We start from the raw sequence: 16,038 nt of genomic DNA, 5'->3' as shown, positions 1-16,038 counted from the left end.
TAGCTTCAGATTTTCCACCGTCGCGCGGTCTTGGCCAGGCGTTGTTGCAGGCCGTCGAGATTCTTGCCCAGTTGCAAGGTCAGCAAGCGATAACCGATCAGTTCGCCAGGGATGGCGAGTTCAGTTTCCGAGCTGATTTCCGATGCTTCAGGCTTGCGTTCAAGTCTATCCGTCACGCCGTTACGCAACGCCCGGGCCATCCCGATGAACTGGCGGCGAATTTTGCGCTGCTCCACCGTCAGCGCGGCCTGCGCCATATCTGCCGGACGAATGTTCGACAGGATCTCCAGCGTGCTCAGGCACATCCGAAAATGCCCCTGAATCGCTTCCAGTTCGACGATGGGGATCTTCACTTCTTTAGAAACCGACGGCAGTAGCGAGCGCAATTGCAACATGGTCGCGTTGAGTTTTCCCGTCAGCTTCAGATGCTCATCCGCCGTAATGGACTGGCCTCGGTTGATCCGCTCGTAAACCTTGGCGCAATCGCGCAGACCGCTCGCCAGGTTGTAACGCCACGAATAGACCGCATAGAGCGGCAGAGCGAAGGAAAACGCCAGCGCCAAGGCGATCCCGATCAGGATGTCCACCGTACGCCACAGGCCGTCGGTCACAGGGTTATCGCCATGCCCTGCGACAATGAACAGAGTGATCGCCGACAGCAGGGCCGTGTACCCACCCTTGCCAATCGCGTGATAGGCGAAGAATCCGCAAATCAACGACATCAGCAGATACGTCAACAGGGGCATGCCCAGGTACGTCTGCTGCGTCACCACCGCCAGCCCTAGCGCCGCGCCGATCAGCGTACCGTACGCTCGCTCAACCGACTTCTTGCCGATATTGCCGTGATGCTGCAAACCGCCGATAACGATCAACATCGTCACCGAGGCCCACTCGCCATGGGGCAAATGAATCCCCGTCGTCAGCAGAATCGTCGCCAGCAACCCGATGACGATACGCCCGGCATGGATATAACGCGCGTGGCGGTAGCGGCGATAAGGGTCCAGCAACGGACGCAGGACGCGGCGTAGCAGCAATAGCGGAGGAAACGTGCGGGAGGTTTTCATGGGGTAAGAGACCATCAGAACGACGAATGTTTCCAGTTTGCGTGGGAACGATGGGAACTATGCCTACTGTTCGAGATGGTGCCAATGGATGCTGGGTATTTGCTGCGAGGGAAACTTCAGTTTCCAAATACGCGAAAGCCGCGCAATGCGCGGCTTTGAGTATGGTGGGCCCACACGGACTCGAACCGTGGACCAAGGGATTATGAGTCCCCTGCTCTAACCAACTGAGCTATAGGCCCTCAGTAGGCGGCGGATTATAACGACGGTTTACGTGCTGTGCTATCCGAAAAGTCTGAAACTGTTATACGAAGAAACGTCGCGCAGAATTCCTCGGGTCGCAGCGGGAGGCTGACGATGTAGCCCTGAATCTGTTCGCAGCCTTCGTCGGCAAGAAATTGCTGCTGTTCGAGTGTTTCCACGCCTTCGGCGATGACCGTAAGTTGCATGCTGCGACCCAGAGCAATAATGGCGCGGACGATGGCGGCGTCGTGGGGATCGTCGGGGAGGCCACGAACGAAGGATTGATCGATTTTCAGGATGTCCAACGGCAGCTTCTTCAGATAGCTGAGGGAAGAATAGCCTGTCCCGAAATCGTCGATTGCGAGCTGTACGCCCAGTTTTTTTAGTTTGTGCAGGACTGAGAGGGCTTCTTCAGTCTGGCTCATGATGAAGTTTTCAGTGATCTCCAATTGCAGGCAGCCAGGTTGCAGGCGGTATTCAATCAACAGCTGTTCGATGCGATTGACCAGGTTGGGCTGACGCAACTGCGCCCCGGCGAGGTTCACCGACAGCGGGCCGAACACATCGTAGCTTTGGTTCCACTCGCTTAACTGACGGCAGGCATTTTCCAGCACCCATTCGCCGATCTGCAGGATCATCCCGTTCTCTTCCGCCAGGGAGATGAAACGCTCCGGCGGCACATCGCCAAAGGTTGGATGGTGCCAGCGAATCAATGCTTCAGCGCCGACCAGCCGTTGCGTCAGCAAGCTGAATTTGGGTTGGTAGGAGAGGGTGAATTCGTTACGCTCGATGGCGCGGCGCAGCTCATGCTCCAGGGCAATCCGCTCGCTCGCTTGCGCGGTCAAATCGCGCGTGTAGCTCTCGACGCGGTTACGGCCCTTGGCCTTTGAGCGGTACATCGCGGCATCAGCGTTCTTGATGACTGTCGCAACATCCAGCCCATCCGTAGGAAACAGCGCGCTACCAATACTGGCGCTGATGAAAAACTCGTGCTCACCCGCCTGGAAAGGGGCGCTGAAGCTGTTCAGCAGCTTGGTGGCAATGGCTTCGGCATCGCCCGCATTTTGCAGGCCTGGCAGCAAAATGATGAATTCGTCACCCCCAAGCCTGGCAACGGTGTCAATGTCGCGCAGGTTTTCTTTCAGGCGCAGCGCGATGCCCTTCAGCAGCAGATCGCCCACCGGATGTCCGAGGCTGTCGTTGATGTGTTTGAAGCGGTCCAGGTCCAGAAACAGAACGGCGCCAAGGCTGTTGCCATGCTGGCTGTGCAGCAGCGCCGCTTGAAGGCGGCTTTCGAACAGCGTGCGGTTGGGTAGGCCGGTCAATGGATCGTGATGAGCCTGGTAGTCCAGACGCGCCTGAGCCTGTTTGAGGCTGGAGATATCGGCGAATACTGCAACGAAGTGAGTAATGAATTTGTCGCGATTTCGTACAGCGCTGATCGTCAGCCAGCAGGGGTAGACCTCTCCGTTCTTTCGACGGTTGCTTATCTCACCCTGCCAGTGCCCCTCGGCCGTCAACTGGTACCACATGGCTGCGTAAAACGCGCTGTCGTGCTGACCCGATGCCAGCAGTCGTGGGGTTTCACCAATCGCTTCGTGCTCGCTGTAGCCGGTGATTTCGCTAAATGCGCGGTTGACTGCATTGATCCGTTGGCGGGTGTCGGTAATCAAAACGCCTTCGGCCGTGCTCTCGAATACTGTTGCGGCAAGCTGCAATTTTTCCTGCATCTGATGGCGTTCGGTGATGTCGCGGGCAATGGTCAGCATGCAGTCTTCACCGCCGATGGGTAGTGGCCGCGATGAGATTTCACACAGCCTGACCTGACCATCCTTACGACGAATGTGGCTTGTGAAGTCGCGGACGAAACCGTCCCGGCCAAGTTGTTCTATCAATTGCTGGCGCTCATTCAGATCCACCCAAATTCCTAGGTCGAGCGCTGTGTGATCGAGTGACATGGAACTTGGATAACCGGTAATGCGGTTGAAACCGTCATTGACCTCAACTAGCAGGCCATCGCTTTGCCGCGAGATCACCAGGCCGTCGGGCGAGGAGTGGAAAGCCTTGGCGAACTTCTCTTCCGACAGCTGCAATTGCTGTTGAGCTTCCTTGAGGGGCGTGATGTCACGAACGACAACGACGACTGCAGGTGTTGAGTCCAGATCAAACGGTTCGGCGGATAGCAGACCGGTAAATAGTCGCCCGTCAATGCGCCGGAATGGCATTTCAAGGTTTCGAATACTGCCTTTTTGCAGGCGTTGAAGGAGGCTCGGGCCGATGTCCGGGATGCCCCAGATGTTGAGGTCAGACGGCGTCTTGCCCATCACGTCCGCAGCGCTAAGCCCAATCTGTTCTACGAACGCCTGGTTGGCTTCGAGAAAGCATCCGTCGGAGAGCCTGGCGATTACCAGGATGTCCGGGCATTGCGCAAAGACCGAGGCGAATTTGCCTTCCGAAAGCCGCAGGGCATCTTCCGTGAGTTTCGTTTCGCTGATATCGATCATAAGACCGCGCATGACAGGTTCGCGTCCATAGCCGATCAGGCTAACAATGTCCCGCACCCATAACGTTCTGCCATCAGCACGGATGACGCGGTAATCGAGGCTGTGATCGTGGCCGAGGGCAGACTCCTGATCGCAAAAGGCTTGGGCTCTCTCGATGTCCTGCGGGTGAACGATGCTGTGCCAGAAGCCGGCGCGAAGCCATTGCTCAAGTGGATAGCCGAGCAGGTTTTCCGCGTGGGGAGAGACGTAGTTGTAGGAGTAATCATTGATGTTGGCCTCCCACGCGATGGCCGAGAGGCTTTCGATCATGCCGCGATAGTGGTATTCGCTACTGCGCAGTTGCTGTTCGAGCGCCACACGGCGAGAAATTTCAGAGCTTAACCGGCGATTGATACGTACGACGACGATCAATATCGTGCAGAGCAGCAAAAGGCCAGGCAAACCGTAGAGCAAAAAATCTCGCCAAAAGTTAAGGCTATCCAGAGTCTTAGCCGATTGCCACCGCTCTTGATCAGTCGTGTCCGTCAGCTCAGAGGTTCGGGTTGTTTCTGGCGCGCCATCAGACACCGCTAACAGGTCTTGTCGCAGGACGTTTCTCTGCTCAATAACGGGCAGGGCAGCATCCAAGCGATACGCATGTTCTTCATGAACACCTGGCTCGGCGATTTCCGTTTCGGAAAGAATCCGAGCGTCGACGGCTGTCGACCCCATCAAGCAAAGGAAAACTACTGCCGGTATCCGAAACATGGCAGCCCCAACGTTCAGTGCTAAGAATGCTTCGAGTGTAGTCGGGCTGTAGAACAGTGGCACTGTGCCGAAGATTTATTCTTTAAAACGCAAAACCCCCAGCAGGGCCGGGGGTTTTGTTTTCAGCGTGTCGCTTACTCGTCGAGGAACGAACGCAAATGCTCGCTTCTCGTCGGGTGACGAAGCTTGCGCAGAGCCTTGGCTTCGATTTGACGAATACGCTCACGCGTTACGTCAAACTGTTTGCCTACCTCTTCCAGCGTGTGATCGGTATTCATATCAATACCGAAGCGCATACGCAGAACCTTGGCTTCCCGAGCGGTGAGGCCCGAGAGGACTTCACGCGTTGCTTCTTTCAAGCTTTCGACCGTGGCGACATCAATCGGCGACTGCATGGTGGAGTCTTCAATGAAGTCTCCCAAGTGCGAATCTTCGTCGTCACCGATCGGGGTTTCCATGGAGATCGGCTCTTTAGCGATCTTCAACACCTTGCGGATTTTGTCCTCAGGCATCTCCATGCGTTCACCCAGCTCTTCCGGTGTCGGTTCACGACCCATTTCCTGCAGCATCTGGCGAGAAATGCGGTTGAGCTTGTTGATCGTCTCGATCATGTGTACCGGAATACGAATGGTACGAGCCTGGTCGGCAATCGAGCGAGTGATCGCCTGACGGATCCACCAAGTGGCATAAGTCGAGAACTTGTAACCACGACGATACTCGAACTTGTCCACCGCTTTCATCAAACCGATGTTGCCTTCCTGGATCAGATCAAGGAATTGCAGGCCACGGTTCGTGTACTTCTTGGCGATGGAAATAACCAGACGCAGGTTCGCTTCAACCATCTCTTTCTTCGCGCGGCGGGCCTTTGCCTCGCCGATCGACATGCGACGGTTGATGTCTTTGATCTCTGCGATCGTCAGACCGGTTTCTTCCTGTAGCGTGGTCAGCTTTTGCTGGCAGCGCTGGATATCTACCTGCAAACGACCAATGGCTTCAGCGTATTTGCTTTTGCCTTTGGCCAGTGCGTCAGTCCAGCTCTGGTCAACTTCGTTGCCCGGGAACTGGCGCAGGAAGTCAGCACGAGGCATGCGAGCGTCACGAACGCACAGCTGCATGATCGCGCGCTCTTGAGCACGCAGACGTTCCAGAGCACCGCGAACACGTTCAACCAGGCCTTCAAACTGTTTAGGAACCAGTTTGATCGGCATGAACAACTCGGCGAGAGCCAAGAGTTCGGCAGTAGCTTGTTTGCTACCGCGACCGTGTTTTTTCAGGGCCTTGACTGCAATTGCCATCTGATCGGCAACGGCGCCGAAGCGCTGGGCAGCGATGACCGGATCGGGACCGCTTTCGGTCTCTTCCTCGTCGTCGGTGTCCGACTCTTCTTCCTCGTCATCAGCCCCTTCGACCTTTTCGGCCTTGGGGTCGACTGGCGGAGGCACTTCGGCCGGCGGCGCAATGCCATCGTCCGGGTCGATATAGCCGCTCAAAACGTCGGACAGGCGCCCACCTTCGGTGGTAACGCGAGTGTACTCGGAGAGAATGTGATCGACGGTGCCGGGGAAGTGAGCAATTGCGCCCATTACTTCACGGATGCCTTCTTCGATACGTTTGGCGATTTCAATTTCGCCTTCCCGTGTCAAAAGCTCAACCGTACCCATTTCACGCATATACATGCGCACCGGGTCAGTTGTGCGACCAATGTCGGTCTCGACTGCTGCCAATGCTGCAGCTGCTTCTTCCGCAGCGGCCTCATCGGTATCAGCTTCGGCCAACAAAAGGGCGTCCGCATCCGGGGCACTCTCGAATACGTTGATCCCCATGTCGTTAATCATGCGGATGATGTCTTCCACCTGTTCCGGATCTGAAATATCCTCCGGCAGGTGGTCGTTGACCTCCGCGTAAGTCAGGTAACCCTGCTCACGACCACGGCTGATCAACTCTTTGAGGCGAGACTGCTGTTGCGCTTTTCCGGACATAACACCCTATCCACTGAAGGTCTTGGCGGGCAAAAAACAAGCCGGGGATTATACCCGAGCTAGGACCTCACGCGCCAGTTGAGGTCGGGGTTTGTGCAGGAACTTTGCGATTTAACAGATTGAGTAGCTGAACTTTTTCCTCAGCGGACAACCCGGTCTGCCGTTCCTTCCTGATCAATTGATCCAGGCTTCGCTCGCGTTGGCGGGCGGACAAGCTAGTTATAGTGTCGAAAAACTGTTGTTCAAGGTTGTCGGCCGATATAAGCCATTCCTTTTCCGCCAGTTGTCGTAACAATCGTCCTTGATCGGTCCCGTGCCACCTTGCGATCAGTTGCAATGATCGCAGCTTCGGGTTTTTCTGGAGCGCTTCAAGCAATGCCACCAATAACTGCGAATAAACGTTGTCTTCGGCGGCAAAGTGGCTGGCGTTCTCGACCTTCCCCGACAGCTCAGGATGATGCAGCAAGGTCCTGAGCGCTGTCAGCGTAGGCGGTTCAACCGATGCCGGTGTACGCGGGGCGCGTGGTTCAAAGTCAGGCCGTTTGCCGTTTTTGTCCCACTTTTTGCCGTCCCACGGTTTTTTTTCCCATTTCTTCTGCTGGCCACCGGCTTTGGTCGGTGTCCATTCGGTCTGAGCTTCGTACGCATCATGCGGCTGAAAGTCGCTGTAATCAGGGACTGCGTCGTAATCTATTCCCGGATCGTAGCCGGGTTGGGCTTCCTGCGGCGCGTTCTGAACCAGTTGGCTCATTGCTGCCGGGTTAAGCCCAGTGATTTCGCTCAGTCGCTGGCGCATTAATGCGCGCAGGTTGGCCCCGGGGACCTTTTCAATCAGTGGAGCTGCCAATGTCGCCATGTGGGCCTTACCCTCAAGCGAGCGGGGGTCGGCTTCTTTAGTCAGTTGCTCGAAGAAGTAGTCGGCCAGCGGTTGAGCATGCTGGGCGATCCTCGCTTTGAACGCATCAGTGCCTTCTGATCGCACCAGCGTATCCGGATCTTCGCCTTCGGGGAGAAACAGGAAGCGTGCTCTACGGCCATCCTGCAGGCTCGAAAGTGCTGCTTCCAGCGCGCGCCATGCGGCATTACGGCCAGCTTGATCGCCATCGAAGCAAAACAGCACATTGGGTACGACCCGGAACAGCTTTTTCAAATGATCTTCGCTGGTAGCGGTACCCAGCGTTGCAACCGCATTGCGCAAGCCTTGTTGGGCCAGTGCAATGACATCCATATAGCCTTCGACGACAATTATCTCATCGAGACTGCGGTTAAATTTTCTAGCTTCGAACAGGCCGTATAGCTCCTGCCCCTTATGGAACACCGGAGTCTCCGGAGAGTTCAGGTATTTTGGCTTATCGTCACCTAAAACCCGACCACCGAACGCGATGACACGGCCACGGCTGTCGCGGATAGGAAACATCACGCGGTCACGAAACCTGTCGTAGCGCTTGCCGGTTTCGGCGTTTTCAATCAGCAAGCCAGCGTCAATCATTGCTTTCTGCTGAAGCGTGTCGCTGCTTAGGTGTTTGTGCAGATTGTCCCAGCCAGGCGGGGCAAATCCGAGGCCGAAATCTCGCGCTATCTCACCTGAAAGGCCGCGGCCCTTTAAGTAATCCACAGCCGACTTGCGCGTCGGGTGGCTTTTGAGCGCCGCGCGATAATAATCAGCCGCCGCTGTGAGCAACGGATACAGCGGCGAATCAGTTGGTTGTCGTGGTTTTTGACCTTTGACGCTCTGTTCGCGTGGTACCTCCATCCCGGCAGCTTTGGCCAGGTCCTCGACTGCCTGGGGGAAATCCAGGTTGTCGTGGTCCATGATGAAGCCAAGCGCGTTACCGCCTGCGCCACATCCGAAGCAATAGTAGAACTGCTTGTCGGGGCTGACGCTGAAAGATGGAGTTTTTTCTTTGTGGAACGGACAGCAGGCGCTGAAGTTCTTGCCGGTTTTCTTCAATTGAACGCGGGAACTGACAACATCGACGATGTCGGTGCGATTCAGTAAGTCGTCAATAAAACCTTGAGGGATCAGTCCGGCCATGGCGTTCTCATCATCAGGCGCCTCGCCAAAGAAATCCTGGCGAATCCAAAGCGTAACTACGGTTGCTTGGGCAGTGTAGACGTGGTCAGCGCGGCCTGAATCAGGCTAGACGGGTTTGACGAGTGTTGTCGAAGTCGCATCTGCGGCCTTAACAGCCCCTGTCAGTGATGCGTGAGGCTAAATCTGCAACTGCCGACAGCCCGGCTTTGAGGCCGGGCAAGGCAGAAGCTTGCGACAGACGTCTGTATTAGTACAGACGAACGGCGCGGCGCTGTTCGCGCTGAACTTTCTTCGCGTGACGCTTAACAGCAGCTGCTGCTTTACGCTTACGCTCCGAAGTCGGCTTCTCGTAAAATTCGCGGCTACGAACTTCAGCCAGAACACCGGCTTTTTCGCAGGAGCGCTTGAAACGACGCAGAGCTACGTCGAAGGGTTCGTTCTCTTTAACTTTGACGGCTGGCATCCAGAGCTACCTTCATTCATTACCGGGGTCAACGCTCGGTGCAAACACTGCACTAAGTACGTCGGTTTTTAAGGGTTGCGGATGTTAACCCCTCATCGCGAGGAATGCAAAGCCTCTGATCGAAAACCGCTGGTCGGGGGCATGAGCGGCGACTATTATGCGCGCCTTCGAATCAAGCCCCAACAAGGCGTACTCCATGTTAGTACTGGGATTGGAAACTTCCTGTGATGAGACCGGCGTAGCGCTGTACGACAGCGAGCGCGGGCTTCTCGCCGATGCATTGTTCAGTCAGATTGATCAACACCGGGTGTTTGGCGGCGTGGTGCCAGAGTTGGCGTCACGCGATCACGTCAAGCGCATGCTGCCGCTGATTCGGCAGGTATTGGCCGAGGCCGACTGCGCGGTTACCGAGATCGATGGTATTGCCTTCACGGCAGGGCCAGGGCTTGTCGGAGCCTTGCTGGTGGGCGCGTCCTGCGCTCAAGCGCTCGCGTTTGCCTGGGATATTCCGGCGCTGGGTGTGCACCACATGGAGGGCCATTTGCTGGCTCCAATGCTGGAAGAACATCCCCCAGAATTTCCGTTCGTCGCTTTGTTGGTTTCAGGCGGTCATACGCAGCTCGTTCGCGTCGATGGCATCGGTCAGTACGAGCTATTGGGCGAGACGCTGGATGATGCAGCAGGCGAGGCTTTCGACAAGACCGCCAAGATGATGGGTATGCACTATCCGGGCGGCCCGGAAATTTCTCGCATGGCGATGAAGGGGATAGCTGGGCGATTCCTGTTCCCGCGGCCGATGACCGATCGGCCCGGGCTGGATTTCAGTTTTAGCGGCTTGAAAACTTCTGCCCTCATGACGTGGCAGCAATGTCAGAGCGCTGGAGACGACGGCGAGCAAACCCGTTGCGACATCTCGCTGGCCTTCCAGCAGGCCGTGGTGGACACTTTGACCATCAAGTGCAAACGCGCGTTGAAGCAGACCGGTTTGAAGCGACTGGTGATCGCCGGCGGCGTGAGCGCGAACAAGGCGTTACGCACCTCGCTGGAGCAAATGCTCGGCGCAATGAATGGCAATGTTTACTATGCCCGACCTGAGTTTTGCACCGACAACGGTGCAATGATCGCCTTCGCGGGCTGCCAACGTTTACAGGCTGGTCAGCGAGAGGACTTGAGCATCAGCGTTCAGGCCCGCTGGCCGATGGAGCAGCTGCACAGTCTCTGAACGTCGAGATCAATTGCGCTCGCTGCCCGGATTCAGAAATGCCGTTCGCGCCCGGCAAACAGGTCGCGTAGATTGCCTCGATGGCGCCAGACGATCAGCAGCGTCAGCAAGGTCATCGGCACCAGCGCTCGCGGCTCTTGCCAGGCCAGTAGCGGCAATGTCAGCGGTGTTGCAATCAACGCCGCAAGCGAGCTGGTTCGAGTCAGGTAAAATGTCAGCAGCCACGCCGCGATAGCGAGTAAGGCAGCAGGCAGGTACAGGCCCAGCAAGACGCCAGCAGCGGTTGCGACGCCTTTGCCACCACGGAAACGGAAGTACAGCGGAAACAAATGCCCGATCACTGCGCACAGCCCAATCCAGGCTTGCCGTTGCGGGCTGAGGCCGATCCACCCTGCGATCAGTACGGGAATCAGTCCTTTGCACAGGTCGCCGATGAGAGTGAGCACGGCCAGTTTTTTGCCTGCCAGGCGCAGCATGTTAGTGGCTCCGGCATTGCCTGAGCCGCTGTCACGCGGGTCCGGGCTGCCAGTGAGGCGGCTGAGCAGGATGGCAAAGGACAGCGAGCCGAGCAGGTAGGCGAGGATCGCCAGTAACCAAAACATGGTAACCATTCCGGGCGAGGAAGCCCTGATTCTAACGGCGCAACGCGCCCTTGTCGTGCAGCGGAGAGTAAGGCTTGGACAGAGTGTTCATTGAGGGTCTTGAGGTCGATACGGTGATCGGCGCCTATGACTGGGAGCGTGGCATTCGCCAATGCTTGCGTCTGGACCTCAGCTTTGCCTGGGATAACCGACCTGCCGCTGCGGGCGATGACCTGAGCAAGGCACTTGACTACGCCAGCGTCTCGGCACGTATTCAGGCCTTTGCTGAGGTCTCTCAATTTCAATTGGTCGAGACCTTCGCTGAGCGTTTGGCTGAGGTATTGATGAGCGAATTCAATATCCCCTGGCTGCACCTCAAATTGTCCAAGCCCGGAGCCGTTGCCGCGGCCAAAGGCGTGGGCGTGGAGATCGAGCGCGGATGTCGCTGACACGGGTTTACTTAGGTCTGGGCAGCAACATTGAGCGCGAAAAGCACCTGTGCGCCGGGCTCGAAGCGTTGAGCGGATTTTTGACCGAACTGACCTGTTCACCGGTTTTCGAAAGCCACCCGGTTGGCATCAAAAGTGGGCAATTTATCAATCTGGTGGTGTCGGGGTATACCGATCTGCCGTTGATGGAGCTGGATCGACGCCTGAAATTCATTGAAGCGGATAACGGTCGCTATGCGCCGGATCGCAAGGGTCTGCCGCTGGATATCGATGTATTGCTGTTTGGCGAGCAGGTGGGAAATTTCGATGGCTTGATCCTGCCCCGTGCCGAAATCTTGAAAAATGCTTTTGTGTTGTGGCCCCTGTCGCTGATTGCGCCGGAGCGCGAGCATCCTGGCGTAGGAATCAGCTTCAGTGAGCTGTGGGCAAGCGCGCAGATCGATCAGAAGTTATGGCCTGTCGGGTTCGAATGGCGGGGCGAGCAGTTGACGCCGTCAGAACTGATTGGAACGGCTCTGTAGGAGCGAACTTGTTCGCGAGGCGCTGCTGCTGACTCAGCGCATGTGTACTCTCGCCAACAAGTTGGCTTCTACAGGACCTGCGCAGACTCTCAGTTGTTATACGTCGCCTTGTAAACCTTCAGCGCATCAAGCCGCTCGCGTTTGAGCGCCTCGCCCAATTCCTGCCCCTGAAAACCCTGCTCCAGCAAAGGCTGAACCTGCACCTCACGGGCCGTTGCGGCTGCGCCTCTGAGGTATTCAGCTTGTGGATAGGTGCGGTCTTCAAGTCCTTTGCGGCCGCGCGCATCCATCTCGCAAGCGACAACGAATTCTTCAAAACGCTGCGGCCGGCGATAAACGTCGAAGCTCTGCAATAAATCCAGCAACGTTGAAGGCTTGAGCTCCAGCGCCCGGTGTCCGTGGGTGTGATATTGGCCTACCAGGAGCGCCAATTCCTGGCAGTCTCTCGGCACTTTGAAGCGCTGGTTAACTGCTTTGATCAGTTTAAGACCTGTGTGCTCGTGAGCAATGTGCCGGGGCCAATCGGCTGGCGGCGTCAGGCCTTTGCCCAGGTCATGAAGCAGGCAGGCCCAGCGAACGCTTAGCGGCTGGTGATGAATCGCAGACTGCTCAAGCACGCTTAGTACGTGCAGCCCGGTATCGACTTCCGGGTGATGAGCTTCAGGTTGTGGAACGCCAAAAAGCGCGTCGACCTCTGGGAGCAACACAGCCAAAGCGTCGCAATCGCGCAGCACACCAATGAACACCTGAGGCTGAGCTTCCATCAGCGCGCGGGAAATTTCCTTCCAGCTGCGTTCGGGAGTCAATGCTTGAAGTTCGCCGGAATGGCTCAATTCACGCATCAACTCCAGGGTCTCTGGCGCGATGGTGAATCCGTCGGGCGCATAGCGAGCCGCAAATCGGGCAACGCGGAGCACTCGGAGGGGATCTTCGGCGAAAGCAGGCGAAATATGACGCAAAACACGCGCTTGCAGGTCACGTTGGCCATGATATGGGTCGGTCAAATGGCCGTCTTTGTCCTCAGCAATCGCGTTGATCGTAAGGTCGCGGCGTATCAAATCTTCTTCTAGCGTCACGTCAGGATCTGCGTGAAAAACAAACCCGCCATAACCATGACCGCTCTTGCGCTCAGTGCGAGCCAGTGCGTATTCCTCTCCCGTCAATGGATGCAGAAATACCGGGAAGTCAGTGCCGACCGGACGATAACCCTTGATGAGCATTTCGTCAGTGGTTGCGCCGACAACCACCCAGTCGATGTCAACGACCGGTTTGCCCAGCAGGCGGTCGCGAACAGCGCCGCCGACTTTATAAAATTGCATGAAAAAACCTCCGTGAGCGCGACAGGATAAACCTAACGTCACACGCGCGGAGGTTAAAACAGCGGTGTTACTGGTTAAAGATGTACGACCGCCAGATCGAGCCGGGGGTATTCACTTTCGGCGTGCTCGCTTCGGGGAGGCACATGAAGGGTCTTCATGATTTGATCTCCCTGTAAGGATTCCAAGTGAATGTCGAAGCCCCATAGGCGATGCAGGTGTTTTAGCACTTCATCGGTAGAGTCTCCGAGCGGTTTGCGATCGTGCTGTTGGTGACGCAATGTCAGCGAACGATCGCCCCGACGATCGATGCTATAGATCTGCACGTTGGGTTCACGGTTGCCCAGGTTGTACTGAGCAGCGAGGGTTTCCCTGATGATTTTGTAGCCAGGCTCGTCATGAATCGCAGGAACGAGCAGATCCTCTTTCTGATCGTCGTCCATGATGCTGAACAATTTCAGATCCCGAATCACTTTTGGCGACAGGTACTGCAGGATGAAGCTCTCGTCCTTAAAGCTGCTCATGGCGAACTTCACGGCGGTCAGCCAATCGGTCCCGGCAATGTCGGGAAACCATTGGCGGTCTTCATCGGTAGGCTTTTCGCACATCCGCCGGATGTCCTGATACATCGCAAAACCCAGGGTATAAGGGTTGATACCGCTGTAGTAAGGACTATCAAATCCCGGTTGGAACACCACGCTGGTATGTGACTGCAGGAACTCCATCATGAAGCCGTCAGTGACCAGGCCCTCATCGTAAAGGTCGTTCATCAGGGTGTAGTGCCAAAACGTCGCCCAGCCCTCGTTCATGACCTGCGTCTGACGCTGAGGGTAAAAATACTGCGCGATTTTGCGGACAATTCTGACGACCTCACGCTGCCATGGCTCCAGCAATGGCGCGTGTTTCTCGATGAAATAGAGAATGTTCTCTTGCGGCTCGGCCGGGAATCGGGCGTTGTCTTCCTTGCTGTTTTTGTCAGCGCTCTTGGGAATCGTGCGCCACAAGTCATTGATCTGCTTTTGCAGGTGCTCTTCGCGATCCTTTTGTCGGCGGCGCTCTTCTTCTGCAGAGATGGGATAAGGGCGCTTGTAACGGTCGACGCCATAATTCATCAGGGCATGGCAAGAGTCGAGCAAGTCTTCCACTGCATCGATGCCGTGGCGCTCTTCGCATTGCATGATGTACTGCTTGGCGAACACCAGGTAATCGATGATCGAGCTGGCGTCGGTCCAGGTGCGGAACAGGTAGTTGCCCTTGAAGAAGCTGTTATGGCCATAGCACGCATGGGCAACCACAAGCGCCTGCATGCAGATGGTGTTTTCTTCCATCAGATAAGCGATACAAGGGTCAGAGTTGATGACGATTTCGTAAGCCAGACCCATCTGGCCTCGAGAGTAGGACTTTTCGGTGCTGAGGAAGTGTTTACCGTAGGACCAATGGTGATACCCCAACGGCATGCCGACAGACGCGTAAGCGTCCATCATCTGCTCGGCAGTAATCACTTCAATCTGGTTGGGATACGTATCCAGGGCATAACGCTCAGCGATGCGGCTGATTTCCCGGTCGTACGCCTGGATCAGTTCGAATGTCCACTCGGAACCCGTGGAGAGGGGTTGGCGTTTCTGCTCTCTAGCGGTCATGTCACTAACCTGCGCTGGAAGAGTTCACGGAATACCGGATAGATATCACCGGCAGAGACCAGCTGCTGCTGGGCAAACGTGTCGGCAAACGCTTCGCCGATGCGCTCGTATTCGAACCACAGCGCTTGATGTTCACGCGGGGTGATTTCGACGTAAGTGTAGTACTGCACGAACGGCATGATCTGTTTGATCAAAATGTCGCGGCAGATGGGTGAGTCGTCATTCCAGTTGTCGCCGTCGGAGGCTTGAGCTGCGTAGATATTCCATTCGTTAGTCGGATATCGCTCGGCCATGATTTCCTGCATCAGCTTCAACGCACTGGAAACGATGGTGCCGCCGGTTTCCCGGGAATAGAAGAACTCTTCTTCGTCCACCTCGCGCGCACTGGTGTGGTGGCGGATGAACACAACTTCGATCTTGTCGTAATTGCGCTTGAGAAACAGGTACAGCAAGATGAAAAAGCGCTTGGCGATGTCCTTGGTCGCTTGCGTCATGGAGCCCGAAACGTCCATCAAACAGAACATCACCGCCTTGGAGCTGGGGTTTGGCTGTTTGACCAGCAGGTTGTATTTGAGGTCGAAGGTGTCCAAAAACGGGACGCGGCGAATCCTTGCCTTGAGGCGATCAGACTCAACCTCCAACTCTTGAATGTCGCCGAAATTGTCCGGTTCTTCGCGTTTCATGCGCTCAAGTTCGGCAGTCACCTCCCGAAGCTTGGCTCGGCTGCTACCGGACAATGCGATACGTCTTGCGTGTGCCGACCGCAGCGTACGGATGATGTTAATGCGCGAAGGGTTGCCTTCATTGCTGATACCGGCGCGCACGGTTTTGAAGGTGTCGGTGCCGCTCAGGTTGCGTTTCACCAGGTTCGGCAGTTCAAGGTCCTCGAACATAAACTCAAGAAACTCTTCCTGAGTGATCTGGAAAGAGAACTCGTCCATGCCTTCGCCGGAGTTGCTCGCCTTGCCAGGTCCCTTGCCACCGCCACCGCCTTGTGGGCGCGCGATGTGTTCCCCGGAAGTGAATTCCTTGTTGCCTGGATGCACGACCGTTTGCTTGCCGCCCCGCCCGTGATGAAGCACCGGCTCGTCGATATCACGCCCGGGGATGCTGATTTGTTCGCCGTGTTCCATGTCAGTGATGGAGCGGCGGCTGACGGCTTCTTCCACTGCTTTTTTAATGTGGTCACGGTAACGACGCAGAAAGCGCTGCCGATTTACCGTGCTTTTGTTTTTGCCATTTAGGCGTCGGTCGATCACATAGCCCATCTGAAGCCC

12 protein-coding genes and 1 tRNA gene are annotated in these 16,038 nt (G+C 56.2%); 3 read left to right on the top strand and 10 right to left on the bottom strand.

The window, feature by feature from the left end:
- Positions 1-5 precede the first annotated feature (5 nt).
- From ACWKV9_RS26060 to rpsU, 6 genes are all read right to left on the bottom strand, one after another.
- Positions 6-1,064 (bottom strand): FUSC family protein, encoded by a 1,059-nt coding sequence (locus ACWKV9_RS26060; RefSeq protein ID WP_483838986.1) that lies wholly within the window; start codon positions 1,062-1,064, stop codon positions 6-8.
- Positions 1,065-1,226: 162 nt separating this feature from the next.
- Positions 1,227-1,303, bottom strand: a tRNA-Ile gene (locus tag ACWKV9_RS26055).
- 15 nt (positions 1,304-1,318) lie between these two features.
- Positions 1,319-4,555, bottom strand: coding sequence for a sensor domain-containing protein (locus tag ACWKV9_RS26050; protein ID WP_483838985.1), 3,237 nt, complete (start codon positions 4,553-4,555; stop codon positions 1,319-1,321).
- Between the two features lie 134 nt (positions 4,556-4,689).
- Positions 4,690-6,534, bottom strand: coding sequence for an RNA polymerase sigma factor RpoD (gene rpoD, locus ACWKV9_RS26045; RefSeq protein WP_483838984.1), 1,845 nt, complete (start codon positions 6,532-6,534; stop codon positions 4,690-4,692).
- 67 nt (positions 6,535-6,601) lie between these two features.
- Positions 6,602-8,569, bottom strand: coding sequence for a DNA primase (gene dnaG, locus ACWKV9_RS26040; protein ID WP_483838983.1), 1,968 nt, complete (start codon positions 8,567-8,569; stop codon positions 6,602-6,604).
- A gap of 247 nt (positions 8,570-8,816) precedes the next feature.
- Positions 8,817-9,032 (bottom strand): 30S ribosomal protein S21, encoded by a 216-nt coding sequence (gene rpsU / locus ACWKV9_RS26035; protein WP_002551877.1) that lies wholly within the window; start codon positions 9,030-9,032, stop codon positions 8,817-8,819.
- 196 nt (positions 9,033-9,228) lie between these two features.
- Between rpsU and tsaD the strand changes: the two genes are divergently transcribed.
- Complete coding sequence (gene tsaD, locus ACWKV9_RS26030) at positions 9,229-10,254, top strand: tRNA (adenosine(37)-N6)-threonylcarbamoyltransferase complex transferase subunit TsaD (RefSeq protein WP_483838982.1); 1,026 nt, start codon at positions 9,229-9,231, stop codon at positions 10,252-10,254.
- 32 nt (positions 10,255-10,286) lie between these two features.
- Here the strand turns inward: tsaD and plsY are convergent, their stop codons facing one another.
- Positions 10,287-10,856: a glycerol-3-phosphate 1-O-acyltransferase PlsY gene (gene plsY, locus ACWKV9_RS26025; protein WP_483838981.1), complete on the bottom strand. Its 570-nt coding sequence runs from the start codon at positions 10,854-10,856 to the stop codon at positions 10,287-10,289.
- A 74-nt stretch (positions 10,857-10,930) separates the two neighbouring features.
- Here plsY and folB point away from each other — a divergent pair, with 74 nt between their 5' ends.
- Both folB and folK read left to right on the top strand, forming a co-directional pair.
- Complete coding sequence (gene folB, locus ACWKV9_RS26020) at positions 10,931-11,284, top strand: dihydroneopterin aldolase (RefSeq protein WP_483838980.1); 354 nt, start codon at positions 10,931-10,933, stop codon at positions 11,282-11,284.
- Complete coding sequence (gene folK, locus ACWKV9_RS26015; RefSeq protein WP_483838979.1) at positions 11,275-11,805, top strand: 2-amino-4-hydroxy-6-hydroxymethyldihydropteridine diphosphokinase; 531 nt, start codon at positions 11,275-11,277, stop codon at positions 11,803-11,805. Before folB ends, folK begins: the two co-directional genes overlap by 10 nt.
- A gap of 89 nt (positions 11,806-11,894) precedes the next feature.
- Here the strand turns inward: folK and ACWKV9_RS26010 are convergent, their stop codons facing one another.
- The 3 genes from ACWKV9_RS26010 to ACWKV9_RS26000 form a co-directional block, all read right to left on the bottom strand.
- Positions 11,895-13,124, bottom strand: a complete 1,230-nt coding sequence (locus ACWKV9_RS26010) for a multifunctional CCA addition/repair protein (protein ID WP_483838978.1) — start codon at positions 13,122-13,124, stop codon at positions 11,895-11,897.
- A gap of 74 nt (positions 13,125-13,198) precedes the next feature.
- Complete coding sequence (locus tag ACWKV9_RS26005) at positions 13,199-14,761, bottom strand: SpoVR family protein (RefSeq protein ID WP_483838977.1); 1,563 nt, start codon at positions 14,759-14,761, stop codon at positions 13,199-13,201.
- A complete protein-coding gene (locus ACWKV9_RS26000) occupies positions 14,758-16,029 on the bottom strand; it encodes a YeaH/YhbH family protein (protein ID WP_483838976.1) in 1,272 nt (423 codons plus the stop codon). Before ACWKV9_RS26000 ends, ACWKV9_RS26005 begins: the two co-directional genes overlap by 4 nt.
- Positions 16,030-16,038: the final 9 nt, after the last annotated feature.

It is taken from the genome of Pseudomonas corni (assembly GCF_057128765.1).
Note: the sequence above shows the minus strand (reverse complement) of the source record. Positions and strands in the feature narration are given on the sequence as shown.

Excerpts from the sequence above, each read along its gene's own strand:
- ACWKV9_RS26060 (WP_483838986.1), bottom strand. The coding sequence starts at position 1,064 with ATGAAAACCTCCCGCACGTTTCCTCCGCTATTGCTGCTACGCCGCGTC.
- ACWKV9_RS26050 (WP_483838985.1), bottom strand. The coding sequence starts at position 4,555 with ATGTTTCGGATACCGGCAGTAGTTTTCCTTTGCTTGATGGGGTCGACA.
- rpoD (WP_483838984.1), bottom strand. The coding sequence starts at position 6,534 with ATGTCCGGAAAAGCGCAACAGCAGTCTCGCCTCAAAGAGTTGATCAGC.
- dnaG (WP_483838983.1), bottom strand. The coding sequence starts at position 8,569 with ATGGCCGGACTGATCCCTCAAGGTTTTATTGACGACTTACTGAATCGC.
- rpsU (WP_002551877.1), bottom strand. The coding sequence starts at position 9,032 with ATGCCAGCCGTCAAAGTTAAAGAGAACGAACCCTTCGACGTAGCTCTG.
- tsaD (WP_483838982.1), top strand. The coding sequence starts at position 9,229 with ATGTTAGTACTGGGATTGGAAACTTCCTGTGATGAGACCGGCGTAGCG.
- plsY (WP_483838981.1), bottom strand. The coding sequence starts at position 10,856 with ATGTTTTGGTTACTGGCGATCCTCGCCTACCTGCTCGGCTCGCTGTCC.
- folK (WP_483838979.1), top strand. The coding sequence starts at position 11,275 with ATGTCGCTGACACGGGTTTACTTAGGTCTGGGCAGCAACATTGAGCGC.
- ACWKV9_RS26010 (WP_483838978.1), bottom strand. The coding sequence starts at position 13,124 with ATGCAATTTTATAAAGTCGGCGGCGCTGTTCGCGACCGCCTGCTGGGC.
- ACWKV9_RS26005 (WP_483838977.1), bottom strand. The coding sequence starts at position 14,761 with ATGACCGCTAGAGAGCAGAAACGCCAACCCCTCTCCACGGGTTCCGAG.
- ACWKV9_RS26000 (WP_483838976.1), bottom strand. The coding sequence starts at position 16,029 with ATGGGCTATGTGATCGACCGACGCCTAAATGGCAAAAACAAAAGCACG.